The following is a 17,525-nucleotide window of genomic DNA, read 5'->3' as shown; positions in this document are numbered from 1 at the left end:
TTGCCACCCTCGCTCCTTGAACGAGCGTTCATGCCACCGGTGGCGGGTTATCCCGCACTATCAAGCCTCACTATCAAGCTGCACTATTAATCTGTGCTATCAAGCCGCACTTCCATGGGCAGGCTTTCCCACTAAAGCGCTCTCTCTCAAGCCCTTATCCCGTCAGGCCTTCTCTTGCCGGCGCTGCCTTGCTTGCCACCAGTTACCCAGCCTGACCCGATAGCGGGCGAAGAACGCATAGCCGCGGTCGAAACACCAGGCCAGGCCCGGCAGCATCGTCAGTCCTACCAGCCGCCGATAGCCCAGCACGGCATACAGTGCCCGGCTGGCATCCATGCCCACGAACCAGGCGCCCTTGGCATCAGCGAGGTGAAGGCGGCCCATCATGGCGTCGAAGGAGCGCCCCCAAGCGGCCGCATCGAAGTCATCGGCCTGGATATCGACCAGCCTGACGCGGTCGCGGCGCGGATGCCGCTCGAGCCAAGCGACTTCGCGCTGGCAGAAGGGGCAGTGACCGTCGTGAAAGAGCGTCACGGGGGAGACGGCATGGCGGGGTGGCGGGGCGGTTGGGGACATCAGGAAGGCTCCTGGTAGGTGGTGGGGGCTGAGCTATCGGCGTCACGATAGCCTGCCAGGTGCTGGCCTCGCCCATAGGCGGGCGCCGTGTCCAGGCGCGCCAGGAAGGCGTCGGCCTGCTGGCGCATGGCCTCACGCTTCTCGTCTTTCATGCGGCCAAGTGAGCCATAGATCAGCTTCATGCGCGGGTTGTCGGCCAGGACGTCGCGGTGCGCTTCGATGAAATTCCAATAGAGGCTATTGAAGGGGCAGGCATGAGTGCCGGTGACGTGTTTTGGGTCATAGCGACAGTGCTTGCAGTGATCGCCCATGCGATCGATGTATTTGCCCGAGGCGCAGTAGGGCTTGGAGCCCATCAGGCCGCCGTCAGCATGCAGCACCATGCCCAGGGTGTTGGGCAGCTCGACCCATTCACAGGCATCGGCATACACCGCCAGATACCAGTCGCAGAGGGCTTCCGGCTTGACCCCGCAGAGGAGGGCGAAGTTACCCGTGACCATCAGCCGCTGAATGTGGTGGGCATAGGCGTGATCGCGGGTCATCTCGATGGCCCGCTTGAGGCAGCGCATCTCGGTGTCGCCGGTCCAGAAAAAGGCCGGCAAGTCACGCTTGGCGCCTAGGCCGTTGCTGCGCTTGTAGTCGGGCATGCGCGTCCAGTAGAGCCCTCGCACATATTCTCGCCAACCAAGAATCTGGCGGATGAAGCCCTCCACCGAGTTGAGTGGCGCACGCCCTTCGCGATACTCGACCTCGGCGGACTGACAGACCTCGACGGGCGACAGCAGACCCAGGTTCAGCGCCGCCGACAGCCGTGAGTGGAAGAGGAAGGGCGCCTGGTCACTCAGCGCGTCCTGATAGCGGCCGAAGTCCGGCAGGCAGGCGTTGAGGAAATGCTCAAGTTCGGCAAGTGCCTGTGTCCTGGTCACCGGCCAGTGAAATGTGTCGAGAGAGCCGAAATGCTCCCCGAACCGCGAGGCCACCAGCTCCAGTGCCGCCTTGGTGGTGGCGTCGTGTTCATGGGTCGGCGGCGCGGGAAAGGCGAGATGCTCGGGCAGCGGCTCGCGGTTATCGTGATCGAAGTTCCACTGGCCGCCGGCGGGCTGGCCGTCTTCCATCAACAGCCCGCTGCGCTTGCGAAGATGCCGGTAGAAGTGTTCGAGGCGATAGGTCTTGCGGCCCCGGGCCCAGGCGTTGAAGTCCGCTGGTGTGGTAAAGAAGCGGTCGTCTTCGATTAGCCGCCAGGGCAGGGCGGTATGCTGTCTTTCGCCACTTTCGCCACTTTCGCCACTTTCGCCCCTTTCACCTTCGCCACTCGCATTGGCGAGGGACTGACCCGCAGTTGCGCGAGCCTGAATGGCCGCATGCAGCCGCCACTCACCGGGGCGGACCACGCGGATCTCGTCGCAGCCATGGAGGGCGGCCACTCGCTCGGCCTCGGCGAGCAGCTGCTGGCAATTGTCGTCATCGTCAAGAGTGCTGTAATGCACCTGTACGCCCGATGCCTCGAGTTCGATGGCGAAGTGGCGCATGGCGGCGAACATCATCGCGATCTTCTGCGGGTGGTGGGGCACGTAGCGACCTTCTTCGTCGACCTCGCAAAGCGCCACCACGGCGCTGTCCGGCAGGTCTTGAAGACTCGCCATCGACGGACTGAGCTGATCACCCAGCACCAGGATCAGCGGCTTAGACATATATTGACCTGAAGTTATACAAATATGGATGATAGTATAACTGCATTCTTCTCGATGGCATCCCTTTGATAAGCTGTCGATCCATCAGTCGGTTACGTCACAAGGATTCCACGATGTCCGCAGCCAGTCCCCGTTCGCCCACCGCCACCCTCGAACAGCCCGGCGAAGGGCGCCTTGCTCATGCCGGCGCCGATCATCCGCCGGTGCCGCGCAAGAAGGTGGGCGTGGTATTGGCCAACCTGGGCACCCCGGATGCCACCGACTACTGGTCGATGCGCCGCTATCTGTCGGAGTTTCTCTCCGATCAGCGGGTGGTCGATTACTCCCGTTGGCTGTGGCAGCCGCTGTTGCAGGGCATCATCCTGACTCGCCGCCCCTTCATCTCCGGCAAGGCCTATCAAAGCATCTGGAACACCGAGCGCGACGAGAGCCCGCTGTTGACCATTACCCGCGAACAGGCCGAAAAAGTCGCCGAGCGCCTCGAGGCGGCCTTCGGCGATGAGGTGGTGGTCGATTTCTGCATGCGCTATGGCAACCCCTCGACCGACAGCGTGATTCGCCGGCTGCATGAGCAGGGCTGCGAGCGGCTGCTGTTCTTTCCGCTCTACCCGCAATACGGCTCGCCGACTACCGCCACCGCCAACGATGAGGTCTTTCGTACCCTGATGACGCTGAAGTGGCAGCCGGCGCTGCGTACCGTGCCGGCCTACTTCGATCGGCCGGATTATATCGCGGCCCTGGGCGGCTCGATCCAGGTGGCCTATGACCGGGCCCAGGCCGATCAGGGTGGCCGCCCCGAGGTGCTGGTGGCGTCCTATCATGGGGTGCCCGAGCGCTATCTGCTCGATGGCGATCCCTACCATTGCCAATGCCAGAAGACGACGCGGCTGGTGAAGGAACATCTGGAGATGGCGGACGATGAGATCGTGACCGCCTTCCAGTCCAAGTTCGGCCCCGAGAAATGGGTCGGGCCGGCGACCGTTGACAAGGTGGCCGAGCTTGCCCGGGCGGGCAAAAAGCACATCGCGGTAATCTCGCCGGCCTTCGCCTCGGACTGCGTCGAGACGCTCGAGGAAGTGCAGCAGGAAATCCGCGAGGCCTTCCTCTCCGCCGGCGGCGAGACCTTCACCTATGTGCCCTGCCTAAACGCCGACGAGGCGCATATCGATGTGCTTACGGCGATCGCCAGGCAGGAGCTCGGCGGCTGGCTCTAGGCCTTTTTGCCAAGCCCAGTCTTGCCAAGCCCAGTCTTGCCAAGCGCAGTTTTGCCACGCCCAGTGCTTCATGGCCCCCGTGAACGACAAGGCCCCGGACATATCGTCCGGGGCCTTTTTGATGCGGATGGCTGACGCGGGCGGCGCTCAGTGGCCCTTGTCCGGGTGCAGTACCGGCTTCTCGTTGGCGTCTTCCGTGTGGATTTCGTGGGGTCGGCCGCGGGTCTTGTCGGCATGCTTGAGCTTCAGGTGCAGGCCGGTCTTGGCCAGCAGGTGGGCCGACACTGGGGCGGTGATGAACAGGAAGAGAGTAATCAGCATCTCCTGCATCACCGGCTCGCCCTTGGTGACCCCGAAGTAGAGCATCGAGGCGCTGAGGATGCAGCCGATCCCCAGAGTGGTCGCCTTGGTCGGGCCATGCAGGCGCATGTAGAAGTCTCGCAGGTGGGCCATACCCAGCGAGCCGATGAAGGCGAAGGCGCCGCCGGCGATCAGCAGCACCGAGATCACCCCCTCCAGAAACACGTACCAGTTCATAGGGATCTCCCTGCCTATTCGATGATGTCGCCGCGCAGCAAGTACTTGCATACCGCCACGGTGCTGATGAAACCGAGCATGGCGATCAGTAGTGCCGCCTCGAAATAGGTCTTGGTGTTAAGCCACAGCCCCATCAGCACGATCAGGGCGATGGAATTGACATACATGGTGTCCAGCGCCAGCAGCCGGTCGGGCATCGACGGGCCCACAGCCATACGGTAGACGTTGAGCATCAGGGCCATCAGGATCAGCGCCTGGCTGATCCACAGCGCGGTATCTAGCATTCGTAGATCTCCTTGAGCGGCTGCTCGTAGCGCTCGCGAATCTCGTCGATCAGCGCCTGTTCATCGGGAGCGTCCAGGGCGTGGATCAGCAGGGTGCGGCTGTCCATGCGCAGGTTGGCCGATACCGTGCCCGGCGTCAGGGTGATGGTGTTGGCCAGCAGCGTGATGGTGAACCGGTCCTCGAGCATCAGCGGATACTCGACGAAGGCCGGACGCATGCGCCGCCAGGGGTTGAGAATCAGCCAGGACACCTGCAGGTTGGCGCGAATGATGTCACCCAGCACCCGCAGGCCGTAGCGCACCAGCAGCCAGGGTTTCTTGACGCGAGGCTGAACGTCCCAGAAACGCCGGTTCAGCAGCGGGATGACGATGGCCAGCAGGCTGCCCAGCAGCAGGTGAGCGAAGGACACGCTGCTAACCAGCAGCAGCCAGACGACCAGCAAGAGGACCGACAGTAGCGGCATGGGTAGCCAAGAGCGGGGCGTGATCATGTGTCACCTCCGGCATCAGGCAGCAGGGCACGGATTTGCACTGCAGGCGAGCTCAATTGTTCTGCGGTGGCCTGGGTGTAGTCGCTGACCGGACCGGCCAGCAGCACCAGCAGGGGGGAAGCGCCAAGCAGCCATATCACGCCGAACAGCTGGCGCCGGCCCAGTGGACGATCGCTGGGCTCGCCATCGTGGCTGCGCCAGAACAGGGTCGAGCCGGCCCTGGACAGCGCCACCAGCGAGCACAGTCCGGCGATCAGCAGCAGCGGCCATAGCCAGGGCTGCTGTGCCGGCGTCGCGGCGACCATCAGCAGTGCCTTGCCGATGGCGCCGGACAGCGGCGGCAGGCCGGCCACGGCGGCACCGCCCATCAGGAACAGGACCCCCAGCAGCCCGCCATTGCGTAGCGGACGCCCCTTGACCAGCCGGGTGCCGGCCTTGCCGCGCTGCAGACCGATCAGCTCGGCCAGCAGGAAGAGGCCGCCGGTGACCAGGGTGGTGTGAATCAGATAGAAGAGCAGGGCGCCAATGGCTTCGGGGGTGTGCATGCCGATGCCCGCCAGCAGGGTGCCCACCGAGACCAGTACCAGGTAGGCGACCAGCAGGCGCAGGTCCCGGGCTGCCAGCACGCCGACCGCGGACGCCGCCAGTGTGCCCAGCGCCAGCCACCACACCCAGGGCTGCTCGATGGCGGCCAGCGGGCCCGCCTGATCGCCGAAGATCAGAGAGTAGACCCTGAGAATCGTGTAGATGCCGACCTTGGTCATGATCGCGAACAGCGCAGCCACTGGTGCTGGCGCCGAGGAATAGGCCTTTGGCAGCCAGAAATACAGCGGCAGGATCGCCGCCTTCAGGCCGAACACCACCAGCAGCAGCAGCGCGCCGGCGCTGACCAGCCCGGCGCGTTCGCCCTCGAGCTCGGCTACGCGCACCGCCATGTGGGTCATGTTGAGGGTGCCGGTAGCGCCATAGAGCACGCCTACCGCGATCAGGAACAGCGCCGAGCCCGCCAGATTGAGCACCACATAGTGCAGGCCGGCCTGGATGCGTCCCTTGCCGCCGCCGTGCATCAGCAGCGCGTAGGAGGCCAGCAGCAGCACCTCAAAGAACACGAAGAGGTTGAACAGATCGCCGGTCAGGAAGGCTCCGTTGATGCCCATCAGCTGCAGCTGGAAGAGCCCATGGAAGTTGCTGCCCTGTTCATCGTCGCCGGCACTGGCGAAGACCACGCAGCCAAGCGCCAGCACGGCGGTGAGCAGGATCATCAGCGCCGAGAGGCGATCGAGCACCATGACGATGCCGAAGGGCGGCTGCCAGTCGCCCAGCGCATAGTAGGAGACCTCGCCGCCGGTCGCCTTGCCGACCAGTGCGATGGCGACGGCCAGCAGCAGGGCGGTGCTGCCGATGCCCAGCACTCGCTTGAGAGAGGTGCTGCCGTGGCGGCTGATCAGCAGCAGAATACCGCTGACGAGTGGCAGCACGACGGGCAGGACAATCAGATGTTGCAGCATCAGCGGCGCTCCTCTCGCGGCTCGTCGACCTGACGGCCATCGACATGGTCATTGCCCATGTCGCCGCGGGCACGCATGGCCAGGATCACCGCGAAGGCGGTCATGGCGAAGCCGATCACGATGGCGGTCAGCACCAGCGCCTGGGGCAGCGGGTCAGCGTAGTTGCCGCTGCCGTCGAGAATGGCGGCGCCATTGGTGGTCAGCCCACCCATCGAAAACAGGAACAGATTGACCGCGTAGGACAGTAGCGTCAGGCCGACCACTACCGGGAAGCTGCGCCCGCGCAGGGTCAGGAAGAGGCCACAGGCGGTGAGGATGCCTGTGGTGATGGCGTACAGGCTTTCCATCAGCTTTTCTCCTTGCTGGTGGCGGGCTGGGCATCCTTGGACGGGCGGTGCGGCGTGGTCACCTTGCCCAGGTTGGCAAGGATCATCAGGGTCGCACCGACCACTGCCAGATAGACGCCGAGGTCGAACAGCATGGCGGTGGCCAGCTCGAACTCGCCGATCAGCGGCAGCTTGAAGTGCCCGAAGGCGGATGTCAGGAAGGGACGGCCGAACAGCCAGCTACCAAGCCCGGTGAGCGTCGCCACGGCAACGCCGCCGATGGCCACCAGCTGGTAAGGGAAGTCCAGACGGCTCTGGGTCCATTCCACGCCCCGCGCCATGTAGATCAGAATCAGCGCCACCGCGGTGACTAGGCCGGCGATGAAGCCACCACCGGGCTGGTTGTGGCCGCGCAGGAAGATGAAGACCGAGACCAGCAGCGCCAGCGGCAGCAGCCACTGGGAGACACTGGTGAGGATCATCGGGTAACGGTCCGCTGACCAGACGCGGCCCTCGGCGTCGCTGTGGGGCATGAACAGCCGCAGACGATTGAGCAGCTTGAAGATCGCGAGACCGGCGATCGCCAGCACCGTGATCTCGCCGAGAGTATCGAAGCCGCGGAAGTCGACCAGGATGACGTTGACCACGTTATGGCCGCCGCCGCCGGGTACGCTGTTATCAATGAAGAAGCGGGAAATGCTGTCGACCTCGCGAGTCAGCACTGCATAGTTGAGGCTTGCCACGACCATGCCCAGTGCGCCGGCCAAGGCGATGTCGCGAATGGTGCGATGGGCCGAGGACTCTCGTGGCGTCTTCTGAGGCAGGAAGAACAGCGCCAGCATCAGCAGGATCATGGTCACCACCTCGACTGAGAGCTGGGTCATCGCCAGGTCGGGAGCCGAGAAGCGGGCGAAGGTCAATGAAACCACCAGCCCCACCACCGACAGCATCAGCAGCGACACCAGGCGATAGCGATGGGTCACGACGGTCCCCAGGGCGCCGAAGATCAGCAGCGCCGCGCCAAGCATCAGTACGCCGTCAAGCTCGCCCTCTAGCTTTCCGCCCGACAACTGCGGCAGCTCCAGGAGGCCCAGGGTGGCAAGTAGTAGCGCCGCGCCCAGCAGCAGGCTCATATAGCGCTGCAGTGAGCCGTTCTCAAGGCGTGCGGTCAGCGATTGACTGCGTGCCACCAGCCGCTGAATGCTGCTCTCGAAGATCATTCGCGCATCGGTAGTGGCGAACTGACGCACGAAGCGTCGGATTGAGGCATGCACGCCATAGAGTGCAACGCCGCTGCCCAGCGCGATCATGCTCATCGCCAGGGGGGCATTGACGCCATGCCAGATGGCCAGCTTGAACTCGAGTGATTCGCCCAGCACCGCCTGGGTGGCGAGATCCAGCAGGCCGGTGGCCAGCAATGCCGGGAACAGGCCCACCGCGACGCAGAGCATGACCAGAAATTCCACCGGCACTCGCATCAGCCGCGGCGGCTCATGCGGATGTTTCGGCGGCGCGGTCTTGGCCGGCTTGAAGAAAACTGCATGCACCAGGCGCAGCGAATAGGCCACCGACAGCACCCCGCCGAGGGTCGCCAGCAGCGGCAGCAGCCACCCCAGCCCGCCGAGCAGGCCGGCATCCAGCGTCTCCTTGAAGAACAGTTCCTTGGAGAGAAAGCCGTTGAGCAGCGGCACCCCGGCCATCGAGGCCGCCGCCAGGGTCATCAGCAGGGCGGTGACCGGCATCGCCCGGCGCAGTCCGCCCAGCTTGGCAAGCTCCCGGGTGCCTGCTTCGTGATCGATGATCCCCGAACTCATGAACAGCGCACCCTTGAAGGTGGCATGGTTGAGAATGTGGAAGAGCGCGGCAAGGATCGCCATCGGGCTACCGATGCCCAACAGCGCGGTGATCAGCCCCAGGTGGCTGACCGTGGAAAAGGCCAGAATACCCTTGAGATCCGTTTTGAGCAGCGCGAACCAGGCCCCATAGAGGAAGGTGGTCATGCCGGTCAGCGTGACCAGCCAGCCCCACATGGCGCTGTCGCCGATCGCCGGATGCAGACGCGCCAGCAGGAAGATGCCGGCCTTGACCATGGTGGCCGAGTGCAGATAGGCGGAGACTGGGGTCGGGGCGGCCATGGCATTGGGAAGCCAGAACTGGAAGGGGAACTGGGCCGACTTGGCGAAAGCACCGATCAGCACCAGCACCAGCATGACCGGGTAGCGCGGGTCAGCGAGGATGACGTCAGCGCTATCGAGCACCACCCCCATGTCGAAGCTGCCGACCATGTCGCCGATCAGCAAAAGGCCCGCGAGCAGCGCAAGGCCCCCGGCACCGGTGACGGTCAGCGCCATGCGTGCCCCCTTGCGGGCATCGCTCTGGGACGACCAGAAGCCGATCAGCAGGAAGGACGACAGGCTGGTCATCTCCCAGAACACCCACAGCAGCAGCAGGTTGTCGGCCATGACGATGCCGACCATCGAGAACATGAACAGCATCAGGTAGGCATTGAAGCGGCCGAAGGGCTCCTCGGGCGCCAGGTAGTAGCGCGCATAGAGGATGATCAGCAGGCCGATGCCCAGGATCAGCGTAGTGAACAGCAGCGACAGGCCGTCCAGGCGGAAGGCCAGATCCAGCCCCAGTTGGGGAATCCAACTGATGGCAATGCGGGGCACCTCGCCGGCCGAGAGAGCCGGTACCAGGGTCAGGGTCAGCAGCAGTGCAATAGCCGGTGGCGTGGCCGTGCCCAGGGAGCACAGGTTGCGCCCATATCGCTCGAGGCACATGGGAGCCAGCACGCCCAGCAGGGTCAGCAAGGGAATCCAGAGCAATGTCATCGATCGTTCGTCCTGCGCGGGTCCGGGGAAATTGGGGTGATACCCGTTGTCATTCGCCAAGGCAAGCCCACTGGGCCGGCGTTGGCGGCATGGCGTGATCCATCTCAGGGCCAGACGCCGCCCTACTCTAGCGTAAAGGATCGCTCGACGCAGGTGCTGCTAACCGCTTTATCGCCTTGAATCATCAACGCTTGTCTGTCTTGCATTGGCTCCACTGCGCTGCCGGTTCTGGCATCGGTGGGTGGGGCCGGTGGCATTGATGATGCTAGCGGTTTGCGCCCGCCGTTGGAGATGTCGGGTACGTTACCTATATTTTGGTGTACAATACCTATACGAATTAATTTATTTGTCCAATTTATCGACCTGCCTCTTGGCACTTCCTAAGGTGATGGCATGCGACGCAAGGCTGAGCTTCCCGTCAAGACCTGTCGCCAGTGCGAGCGCCCCTTTCGCTGGCGGCGCAAGTGGGCTCGCTGCTGGGATGAGGTGCAACATTGCAGCGAACGCTGTCGCCGAGAGGCGCGTCGCGCCAGGCGGTCGGCATGAATCCTGAATTGGTTTGGCTGCGCGATGATCTGCGCCTGGCCGATAACCCGCTGTTCCACTTTGATTCGCCGCCGGGCTCCCTGATGTGTGTCTACGTGCTCGACGAACGCTGGCTTTCGCCCCTTGCGCCAGGTCTGTCGTCGCGTCGCATCGGTGCAGCCCGGCTTTGCTTTCTCTGGCAGAGCCTGATCGCCCTGCGTGGCGAGCTTCTTAAACGGGGAGGGGATCTACTGGTGCGCGTCGGTGATCCGCCGACGGTGATTGCCGAACTTACTGCCTCAGTAGGTGTCTTGCGCATTCATGTGCGTGACGCTGCAGGACATGACGAGGCCACCGACCTGACAAGACTCACCGAGCAATTGCCGGAGAGCTGCAACCTTCGTCGCTGCCAGGGCGATACCCTGTTCGACGATCAGGCGCTGCCCTTTGCTCTTGAGGATTTGCCGGGCAGTTTCTCGGCCTTTCGTCGGCGCATGGAAGCAGAAAGCAGCGTACCGCCAGCTCAGCCTGCGCCGATCACGCTGCCGCTATGGCCGGAGAAAGCGCCTAGAGGACTGCCGCCTCTTAAGGATGTCTGTGAGGAGGCCGCCGCCTGGCGCCCCGACCCGCGCGGCGATTTTCGTTTTCAGGGCGGCGAGGAAGCCGCTCAGGCGCGACTCGATCACTATCTCTGGCATAGCGGCGCCATCGCTCGCTATAAAAAGACACGCAATGGCCTGCTGGGCGCCGAGTTCTCTACCCGGCTGTCGCCCTGGCTGGCGACCGGCTGTCTGTCGGCGCGGCAGGTTCATGACCAGGTGCGGACATGGGAGCTTGACCATGGCGCCTGTGAGTCGAGCTATTGGGTGATCTTCGAGCTCATGTGGCGGGAGTACTTTCACTGGGTCGCTCGAAAGGAAGGGGGCTTGCTCTTTGGCCCTCGAACGTTGCCCGAACCGCCACCGGCCTTTCACGACTGGTGTCGCGGCGAGACCGGCGTGCCGTTCATCGATGCTGGCATGCGCGAGCTTGCGTCCACCGGCTGGCAGTCCAATCGGATGCGCCAGAATGTGGCCAGCTTCCTGGTGCATGACCTGGGCATCGACTGGCGCCTGGGCGCGGCCTGGTTCGAACACTGCCTGATCGACTTCGACGTCGCCAGCAACTGGGGCAACTGGGGGTATGTGGCCGGCGTCGGACGAGAGGCGAGCCGCGGGCGCTATTTCAATGTGCTCTGGCAAGCGCAGCACTACGACCCGGCCGGCGACTATGTGAGCCATTGGCGACCCGAGCTTGAGCGTCTGGCCGAAGGTGAGGCTCGCCATCAGCCCTGGCGCGCGGCCCCCGACGCCTTCCCTGCACCCTGTGTCATCCCCGATGCCTGGGGCGACGCCTTGATGGCGCTGCCATCCTCTACTGGCGACTCATCTCTTGTTGATTCTGCCGCTGTCGACACTCCTCCTTTCGACGCTGCCAGGGAGACGTGATGCACGTACTGTCCCTATCTGATGATCGTCGTCTACCCGTCATGCTGGGCCTGGCCGGGCTGCTGCCCTTTGTGGCCACGGCCCTGGGCGCCTGGTGGGCGCCAGGGGCTTGGTCGGTCTTCGCCATACAGGCCTTTGTCTATTACAGCGCGGTGATACTGTCCTTTCTCGGCGGCATCCACTGGGGGCTCGCCATGGGCCGAGATGCACCGAAGAGCCCGGCATTTCGCGGCCGTGTCATGCTGAGCATGGTGCCCAGCCTGATGGCCTGGCCGGCCTTGCTGTGGGGCGGGGCGCCGGGCACCGCGCTGCTGATGCTCGGCTATATCGCGGTGCGCGGCTATGAGGCGAGTGCGACTGGCAGTGTTGGGCTACCCGAGTGGTATCGAGGGCTGCGCAATGTGCTGACCGTCGTGGTGGTCGCCTGCCACTTGGCTGTGATCCTTCGGTTTTGGCAGCTTCTGTAGCGATACCGCTGGTTGGCGCGGCGGGAAGGCTGGTGGCCTGGATCGATCTGCGCGATGATGCTCTCCTTTATTCGTGATGATGGAGTATCACCCCGCCATGCGCAGGATCCTCGTATGCTCGCTGCTGTTGAGCACCCTGGTCGGCTGCCAGAGCAGTCAGGTCAGCCAAGCCCAGAGCCAAGCCTCGGCAACATCCTCGTCCCAGGCAACTGATCAGGCGACGGCACCGGCCGCCGATAGCAGACAGGACGTTAACGCGCAGGCCGAGTCGCCGGCCTCTTTCGAGGCCTGGCTCGCCGATTTCCGCCGCGAAGCACGGGCCAAGGGCATTGCCGAGTCGACGCTCGATCGGGCCCTGGCCGATGTTCGCTTCCAACCCAAGATCCTCGAGTACGATCGCGCCCAGCCCGAGTTCGTGCGCCCTATCTGGCAGTACCTGGACACGGCCGTTTCATCGACCCGGGTGACCAACGGCCGCAAGCGCCTAGCCGAGCATCGTGCCACGGCGGAGCGTATGGCCAGTCGCTACGGTGTGCCGGCGGAGGTGCTGGTGGCGATATGGGGGGTGGAAAGCAACTACGGCAGCAACTTCGGCAGTTTCTCGACGCTGAATTCCCTAGCGACCCTGGCCTTCGATGGCCGCCGCCGCGACTTCGCCCATGACGAGCTGATCGCTGCGCTCAAGATCATCCAGAACGGCGATATCGCCCCGGATCGCATGATCGGTAGTTGGGCCGGAGCCATGGGGCATACCCAGTTCCTGCCGTCTAGCTTCCTCGCCTATGCCGAGGACGGCGACGGTGATGGCCGCCGCGACATCTGGGGCAGCATTCCCGACGTCATGGCCTCCACCGCCAACTACCTCGCGCGAGCCGGCTGGCAGGCCGGCGAGCCCTGGGGTGTCGAGGTGCGCCTGCCTGCGGATTTCGATTATTCCCAGACCGAGCTGGCCACGCGGCGCTCAAGCCAGGCCTGGGCGGCACAGGGCGTGCGCGCGACAGACGGCGAGGCGCTGCCGGCGCTTGGCAAGGCATCGATCCTCACGCCTGCCGGCGCTCGTGGCCCCGCCTTCCTGGTTGGCGGCAACTATCGCGCCATCCTTCGCTACAACACCGCCACCAGCTATGCGCTGGCGGTGGGCACCCTTTCGCGCCGGGTGGCGGGAGAGCCTGGCATTCGCGCCGACTGGCCGCGCCAGGAAACGCCGCTTTCCAGGGCGCAGGTCCGCGAGCTGCAGCGCTCGCTGAACGCTCGTGGCTTCGCCACAGGGACGCCGGACGGCATCATGGGCCCCAACACCCGCGCCGGGCTGCGGGCCTTTCAGGCGGCTCAGGGTCTGACGCCTGATGGCTTCGCCACGGTATCGCTGCTCGAGCGCTTGCAGCAGTGAGGTTGGCTAGCCGAGTCGCGCCAGCAGGGCGATGACGGCCGTCTCGACCCGCAGGATCCGGCTGCCCAGGTGAATGCCCTGGCAGCCGGCCGCCAATAGCGCCTCTACCTCATAGGGAATGAAACCGCCCTCGGGGCCCACCACCAGGCTCGCCGGGGCATTGAGTCCGCGAGGGCAGGCCGCTTCCATGCCGGGATGGGCCAGCAGCCCGCTGCGTTCATTGAGCCTTGCCGCCAAGCGATCCTCGACGAAGGGCTTGAAGTGGGTTTCCAGCTCCACCTCGGGCATCACCGTGTCGCGGGCCTGCTCAAGGCCCAGCACCAGGTGCTGGTGGATCTTTTCTGCGGACAGCTCGGGCGATTGCCAGTAGCTCTTCTCTACTCGCCGGGTGTGCAGCAGGGTGATGCGCTTCACGCCAAGGGCCGTGACGTGCTCCAGCGAACGCGCCAGCATGCGCGGGCGCGGCAGAGCCAGCACGAGTTCGATATCCAGCGCCGGCGGCGGGGCCTGATCGAAGGCATCGAGGGCGAAGTGGGCGCCCTCATCGTCGAGCGTTACCAGCCGGCCGCGACCGATGGCCCCGCCGCTCACGCCAAGCGTCAGCTCATCGCCGGGGCAAGCGCGATGCACCTCTCGCAGGTGGCGCAGTCGCCTTGGATCACGCACCCAGGCGTGGTGGTCGTCGGTGAGATCGGCAGGATCGAGCAGGATCAGATTCATGAGGCCTCGGCGGCGCGCAGCGGGTGACAGGAAACGGCGACGGTGGCTAGAACGCCAGACGCGGTGCACAATACCAGCAAAGCTGATAATAGGAGCACCGTCCGTGCGCGTGATTCGCAAGTATGCCAACCGCAGGCTCTATGATACCGAACAGAGCCGCTATGTGACGCTCGAAGACCTGCGCAGCCTGATCCTCGAGGAAGTGCCGTTTCGCGTCGAGGACGCCAAGTCCGGTGAAGACCTGACGCGCACCATCCTGCTGTCGATCATCATCGAACAGGAGCAGTCCGGCGGTGACTCAGAGGTATTCTCCAACGACCTGCTGGCCCAGTTCATTCGCGTCTACGATATGGCCCAGCCGCTGCCGCTGGCCCGCTATCTGGAGCAGGGCACCCAGCTGATGATGGAACAGCAGCAGCGTATGCAGGACCAGTGGAAGGAAGCCATGCGCCACACGCCGATGGAAATGATGCGCGAGATGGCCGAAGAGAACATGCGCTTCTGGCAGAAGACCTTTCAACAGGGCCCCGGTGGCAGTCACAAGGACGACATGGGCGGCGACAAAAGTCGCGACAAGGACTGAGCTCTCCCGACACGGCCGCCGCCTTTCTGGCATAATGCGCGGCTTATTGCGCATTCCCCTTACCCAACAGTCGAGCAAGGTTGCAGATGAAGGTTCTGATCATCGGCGGCGGCGGCCGCGAACATGCCCTGGCCTGGAAGGTCGCTCAGTCTCCTCAGGTCGAGACGATCTACGTGGCGCCTGGCAACGCCGGCACCCTGGTCGAGCCGAAGGTCTCCAACGTCGACATCGGGGCCACCGACCTCGCGGGCCTCGAAGCCTTCGCCCGTGACCACGCCATTGATCTGACCATCGTCGGTCCCGAGGCCCCGCTGGTCGAGGGCGTGGTCGACCGCTTCCAGGCCGCAGGGCTTGCGATCTTCGGGCCGACCCAGGCCGCCGCCCAGCTCGAGGGCTCGAAGTCCTTTACCAAGGACTTCCTGGCTCGTCATGCGATTCCCAGCGCGGACTACCAGACCTTTACCGCCGTGGAACCAGCGCTTGCCTACCTGGCCGAGAAGGGCGCACCGATCGTCATCAAGGCCGACGGCCTGGCCGCCGGCAAGGGCGTGATCGTGGCCATGACCGCAGCCGAGGCCGAAGCGGCGGTCCGTGACATGCTCGAGGCCAATGCCTTCGGCGATGCCGGCGCCCGGGTGGTGATCGAGGAATTCCTCGACGGCGAGGAAGCCAGCTTCATCGTCATGGTCGACGGCGAGCACGTGCTGCCCATGGCCACCAGCCAGGACCACAAGCGTGCCGGCGACGGCGACACCGGCCCCAATACCGGTGGCATGGGGGCCTATTCGCCCGCCCCGGTGGTTACTGATGCCGTCTATCAGCGGATCATGGATGAGGTAATCCTGCCCACGGTCAAGGGCATGGCGGCCGAGGGGCATCCCTATACCGGTTTCCTCTACGCGGGCCTGATGATCGACAAGAGCGGCGCGCCCAAGGTGATCGAATACAACTGCCGTTTCGGCGATCCGGAAACCCAGCCGATCATGATGCGACTCGAATCCGACCTCGCCGCACTGTGCCTGGCGGGCAGTCAGGGCACACTTGATCGCGAATCCATCGAGTGGGACAAGCGACCGGCGGTCGGCGTGGTCCTGGCCGCCGGCGGTTACCCGGGCAGCTACCGCAAGGGCGACGTGATCGACGGTATCGAAGCCGCCGAGGACACCGGCTGCCGGGTGTTTCATGCCGGCACTACCCAGGATGACCAAGGTCGGGTCGCGACCAGCGGCGGTCGCGTGTTATGTGTAACCGCCTTGGGAGACACGGTGGCTAACGCCCAGGCCCTGGCCTACGAAGGGGTGGCCGCCATCGACTGGCAGAACATGAGCTACCGTCGCGACATCGGCTTCCGCGCCATCGCCCGCGAGAGCTGATTGCCTGGCGCGCTGTCTCCCATTCAAGGATTGCCTTTCTTTGCAGTGATTGCCCCAGTGCTTCGCGGTAGCTGCCAAGCATTTGAAACTGCGTGATCAGGGGTGGCCCTGAGTCGTTGCGCTGGGACGGGATACGACGGGGAGTTGATATGTCACGAGTACGCCTGGAATTTCCGACAGACGCCATCCTGCACCGCCACTCCCTGTCGGTACGCATCACCGACATGAACTACGGTCGTCACCTTGGCCACGATGCCCTGGTGTCGCTGTTGCATGAGGCGAGAACTGAAGCACTGGCCTCCCGCGGGCTCAGGGAATGGGATCTCGGCGGCTGCCCCAGTGTGGTTGCCGATCTTGCTATCCAGTATCAGGGCGAGGCCGCCTGGCCCGACATGCTGATCGTCGAGACCGCGATTCCTCCCGTCGACGGCAAGTCGCTGTGTGTCTATCACCGGGTGGTGCGTGAGCATGACCAGCGGCCCGTCGCTACTGCCCGGCTCAACCTGGTATTGCTCGACCCCGCGTCTGGCAAGCCTGTCCCGGTGCCCGCCGGCGTGCAAGACGCGCTGTCGCCGGCCGGGCCTTCTTTCGAGGGCGACGCCTGATGTCCCGGGAATATCCGATCATCGCCGTGACCGGCTCCAGCGGCGCAGGCACCACCACGGTGCGGCGCACCTTCGAGCGCATGTTTGCTCGCGAAGATGTGCATGCCGCGACCGTGGATGGCGATGCCTTCCATCGCTACACCAAGGACGAGCTGTCGCGGATCTTCCGCGAGGAGCCCGAGCGCACCGACGAGCTGTCCCACTTTGCGGTGGAAGCCAACCTGCTCGAGCATCTCGAGGCGCTGTTCCAGGAATATGGCGATCAGGGCTCCGGCACCTTCCGGCACTATATCCACGCCGAAGACAAGCGGATGATCGAGCTTGGCCATCAGGTCGGTACCTTCACCGACTGGCAGCCGCTGCCCAGCGGCACCGATCTTCTGTTCTACGAGGGGCTTCACGGCGGCCTGGTCACCGCCGAGCATGACATCGCTCGCCATGTCGATCTGCTGGTGGGCGTGGCGCCGACCATGAACCTTGAGTGGATACAGAAGATCGATCGCGACACCAAGCTGCGCGGTTACTCCCAGGAAGCGGTGATCGACACCATCCTTGGGCGCATGCATGACTACGTCCGCTATATACAGCCGCAGTTTTCGCGCACCCATATCAACTTCCAGCGGGTGCCCACGGTGGATACCTCCAACCCCTTCGAGGTCCAGGATATCCCCACCGATGCCGAGTCCTTCGTGGTGATCCGTTTCCGCGATCCGTCCACGGTGGACTTCCCGTACCTGCTGGCGATGATCCAGGATGCCTTCATGAGCCGTCCCCACACCCTAGTGGTGCCCGGGGCGCGCATGCCGCTGGCCATGGAATTGATTCTGGGCCCGCTGGTTCGCCACCTGTTAGCCCAGCGGCGTTTCCGCTAGGCTCACAGGCCGCGCGGAGCGACCACCACTGATTGGACCACC

The 17,525-nt window shown here is 64.3% G+C and carries 18 protein-coding genes; 9 read left to right on the top strand and 9 right to left on the bottom strand.

Translation table 11 applies throughout. The features are described 5' to 3' along the window. Positions 1 to 162: 162 nt before the first annotated feature. Positions 163 to 576: a thiol-disulfide oxidoreductase DCC family protein gene (locus BCL93_RS03350; RefSeq protein ID WP_112053715.1), complete on the bottom strand. Its 414-nt coding sequence runs from the start codon at positions 574 to 576 to the stop codon at positions 163 to 165. After that, complete coding sequence (locus BCL93_RS03345) at positions 576 to 2,267, bottom strand: cryptochrome/photolyase family protein (RefSeq protein WP_112053714.1); 1,692 nt, start codon at positions 2,265 to 2,267, stop codon at positions 576 to 578. Before BCL93_RS03345 ends, BCL93_RS03350 begins: the two co-directional genes overlap by 1 nt. Positions 2,268 to 2,380: 113 nt before the next feature. Between BCL93_RS03345 and hemH the strand changes: the two genes are divergently transcribed. Continuing rightward, the gene (gene hemH / locus BCL93_RS03340; protein ID WP_112053713.1) at positions 2,381 to 3,481 is read left to right on the top strand and encodes a ferrochelatase; all 1,101 of its coding nucleotides are present in this window, start codon (positions 2,381 to 2,383) and stop codon (positions 3,479 to 3,481) included. Positions 3,482 to 3,628: 147 nt separating this feature from the next. Here hemH and BCL93_RS03335 read toward each other — a convergent pair whose 3' ends face one another. The 6 genes from BCL93_RS03335 to BCL93_RS03310 are packed head-to-tail and all read right to left on the bottom strand — an operon-like array spanning position 3,629 to position 9,461. Beyond that, positions 3,629 to 4,018, bottom strand: a complete 390-nt coding sequence (locus BCL93_RS03335; RefSeq protein ID WP_112053712.1) for a Na+/H+ antiporter subunit G — start codon at positions 4,016 to 4,018, stop codon at positions 3,629 to 3,631. Positions 4,019 to 4,032: 14 nt separating this feature from the next. Beyond that, a complete protein-coding gene (locus BCL93_RS03330; protein WP_112053711.1) occupies positions 4,033 to 4,302 on the bottom strand; it encodes a K+/H+ antiporter subunit F in 270 nt (89 codons plus the stop codon). Beyond that, positions 4,296 to 4,793: a Na+/H+ antiporter subunit E gene (locus tag BCL93_RS03325; RefSeq protein WP_112053710.1), complete on the bottom strand. Its 498-nt coding sequence runs from the start codon at positions 4,791 to 4,793 to the stop codon at positions 4,296 to 4,298. The genes BCL93_RS03330 and BCL93_RS03325 overlap by 7 nt, the downstream gene beginning before the upstream one ends. Beyond that, positions 4,790 to 6,301 (bottom strand): monovalent cation/H+ antiporter subunit D, encoded by a 1,512-nt coding sequence (locus BCL93_RS03320; protein WP_112053709.1) that lies wholly within the window; start codon positions 6,299 to 6,301, stop codon positions 4,790 to 4,792. Before BCL93_RS03320 ends, BCL93_RS03325 begins: the two co-directional genes overlap by 4 nt. Then, complete coding sequence (locus BCL93_RS03315) at positions 6,301 to 6,648, bottom strand: Na+/H+ antiporter subunit C (protein WP_112053708.1); 348 nt, start codon at positions 6,646 to 6,648, stop codon at positions 6,301 to 6,303. Before BCL93_RS03315 ends, BCL93_RS03320 begins: the two co-directional genes overlap by 1 nt. Continuing rightward, complete coding sequence (locus BCL93_RS03310) at positions 6,648 to 9,461, bottom strand: monovalent cation/H+ antiporter subunit A (RefSeq protein WP_112053707.1); 2,814 nt, start codon at positions 9,459 to 9,461, stop codon at positions 6,648 to 6,650. The genes BCL93_RS03315 and BCL93_RS03310 overlap by 1 nt, the downstream gene beginning before the upstream one ends. Positions 9,462 to 9,854: 393 nt before the next feature. Here BCL93_RS03310 and BCL93_RS03305 point away from each other — a divergent pair, with 393 nt between their 5' ends. The 4 genes from BCL93_RS03305 (at position 9,855) to BCL93_RS03290 (ending at position 13,330) form a co-directional block, all read left to right on the top strand. Further along, positions 9,855 to 10,007, top strand: coding sequence for a DUF2256 domain-containing protein (locus BCL93_RS03305; protein ID WP_112053706.1), 153 nt, complete (start codon positions 9,855 to 9,857; stop codon positions 10,005 to 10,007). After that, positions 10,004 to 11,473: a DASH family cryptochrome gene (locus BCL93_RS03300; RefSeq protein WP_112053705.1), complete on the top strand. Its 1,470-nt coding sequence runs from the start codon at positions 10,004 to 10,006 to the stop codon at positions 11,471 to 11,473. The genes BCL93_RS03305 and BCL93_RS03300 overlap by 4 nt, the downstream gene beginning before the upstream one ends. After that, entirely contained in the window at positions 11,473 to 11,940 is a 468-nt protein-coding gene (locus BCL93_RS03295) for a DUF3429 domain-containing protein (RefSeq protein WP_112053704.1), read from the top strand. The genes BCL93_RS03300 and BCL93_RS03295 overlap by 1 nt, the downstream gene beginning before the upstream one ends. Before the next feature lie 97 nt (positions 11,941 to 12,037). Next, positions 12,038 to 13,330: a lytic murein transglycosylase gene (locus BCL93_RS03290; RefSeq protein ID WP_112053703.1), complete on the top strand. Its 1,293-nt coding sequence runs from the start codon at positions 12,038 to 12,040 to the stop codon at positions 13,328 to 13,330. A 6-nt stretch (positions 13,331 to 13,336) separates the two neighbouring features. Here BCL93_RS03290 and BCL93_RS03285 read toward each other — a convergent pair whose 3' ends face one another. Beyond that, the gene (locus tag BCL93_RS03285) at positions 13,337 to 14,050 is read right to left on the bottom strand and encodes a 16S rRNA (uracil(1498)-N(3))-methyltransferase (protein ID WP_112053702.1); all 714 of its coding nucleotides are present in this window, start codon (positions 14,048 to 14,050) and stop codon (positions 13,337 to 13,339) included. A 103-nt stretch (positions 14,051 to 14,153) separates the two neighbouring features. Here BCL93_RS03285 and phaR point away from each other — a divergent pair, with 103 nt between their 5' ends. The 4 genes from phaR to BCL93_RS03265 all read left to right on the top strand — a co-directional run bounded on the left by phaR (position 14,154) and on the right by BCL93_RS03265 (position 17,483). Next, the gene (gene phaR, locus BCL93_RS03280) at positions 14,154 to 14,633 is read left to right on the top strand and encodes a polyhydroxyalkanoate synthesis repressor PhaR (RefSeq protein ID WP_112053701.1); all 480 of its coding nucleotides are present in this window, start codon (positions 14,154 to 14,156) and stop codon (positions 14,631 to 14,633) included. Positions 14,634 to 14,719: 86 nt separating this feature from the next. Next, positions 14,720 to 16,006, top strand: coding sequence for a phosphoribosylamine--glycine ligase (purD, locus tag BCL93_RS03275; protein ID WP_112053700.1), 1,287 nt, complete (start codon positions 14,720 to 14,722; stop codon positions 16,004 to 16,006). Positions 16,007 to 16,155: 149 nt separating this feature from the next. Further along, a complete protein-coding gene (locus BCL93_RS03270; RefSeq protein ID WP_112053699.1) occupies positions 16,156 to 16,611 on the top strand; it encodes an acyl-CoA thioesterase in 456 nt (151 codons plus the stop codon). Beyond that, positions 16,611 to 17,483: a phosphoribulokinase gene (locus BCL93_RS03265; protein ID WP_112053698.1), complete on the top strand. Its 873-nt coding sequence runs from the start codon at positions 16,611 to 16,613 to the stop codon at positions 17,481 to 17,483. The genes BCL93_RS03270 and BCL93_RS03265 overlap by 1 nt, the downstream gene beginning before the upstream one ends. Positions 17,484 to 17,525: the final 42 nt, after the last annotated feature.

Source organism: Onishia taeanensis, assembly GCF_003268885.1.
Lineage (GTDB): Bacteria > Pseudomonadota > Gammaproteobacteria > Pseudomonadales > Halomonadaceae > Onishia > Onishia taeanensis_A.
This window is presented reverse-complemented; position numbering and strand designations above follow the sequence as displayed.

Coding starts and splice junctions, on each gene's coding strand:
- BCL93_RS03350 (WP_112053715.1), bottom strand. CDS start 576: ATGTCCCCAACCGCCCCGCCACCCCGCCATGCCGTCTCCCCCGTGACG.
- BCL93_RS03345 (WP_112053714.1), bottom strand. CDS start 2,267: ATGTCTAAGCCGCTGATCCTGGTGCTGGGTGATCAGCTCAGTCCGTCG.
- hemH (WP_112053713.1), top strand. CDS start 2,381: ATGTCCGCAGCCAGTCCCCGTTCGCCCACCGCCACCCTCGAACAGCCC.
- BCL93_RS03335 (WP_112053712.1), bottom strand. CDS start 4,018: ATGAACTGGTACGTGTTTCTGGAGGGGGTGATCTCGGTGCTGCTGATC.
- BCL93_RS03330 (WP_112053711.1), bottom strand. CDS start 4,302: ATGCTAGATACCGCGCTGTGGATCAGCCAGGCGCTGATCCTGATGGCC.
- BCL93_RS03325 (WP_112053710.1), bottom strand. CDS start 4,793: ATGATCACGCCCCGCTCTTGGCTACCCATGCCGCTACTGTCGGTCCTC.
- BCL93_RS03320 (WP_112053709.1), bottom strand. CDS start 6,301: ATGCTGCAACATCTGATTGTCCTGCCCGTCGTGCTGCCACTCGTCAGC.
- BCL93_RS03315 (WP_112053708.1), bottom strand. CDS start 6,648: ATGGAAAGCCTGTACGCCATCACCACAGGCATCCTCACCGCCTGTGGC.
- BCL93_RS03310 (WP_112053707.1), bottom strand. CDS start 9,461: ATGACATTGCTCTGGATTCCCTTGCTGACCCTGCTGGGCGTGCTGGCT.
- BCL93_RS03305 (WP_112053706.1), top strand. CDS start 9,855: ATGCGACGCAAGGCTGAGCTTCCCGTCAAGACCTGTCGCCAGTGCGAG.
- BCL93_RS03300 (WP_112053705.1), top strand. CDS start 10,004: ATGAATCCTGAATTGGTTTGGCTGCGCGATGATCTGCGCCTGGCCGAT.
- BCL93_RS03295 (WP_112053704.1), top strand. CDS start 11,473: ATGCACGTACTGTCCCTATCTGATGATCGTCGTCTACCCGTCATGCTG.
- BCL93_RS03290 (WP_112053703.1), top strand. CDS start 12,038: ATGCGCAGGATCCTCGTATGCTCGCTGCTGTTGAGCACCCTGGTCGGC.
- BCL93_RS03285 (WP_112053702.1), bottom strand. CDS start 14,050: ATGAATCTGATCCTGCTCGATCCTGCCGATCTCACCGACGACCACCAC.
- purD (WP_112053700.1), top strand. CDS start 14,720: ATGAAGGTTCTGATCATCGGCGGCGGCGGCCGCGAACATGCCCTGGCC.
- BCL93_RS03270 (WP_112053699.1), top strand. CDS start 16,156: ATGTCACGAGTACGCCTGGAATTTCCGACAGACGCCATCCTGCACCGC.
- BCL93_RS03265 (WP_112053698.1), top strand. CDS start 16,611: ATGTCCCGGGAATATCCGATCATCGCCGTGACCGGCTCCAGCGGCGCA.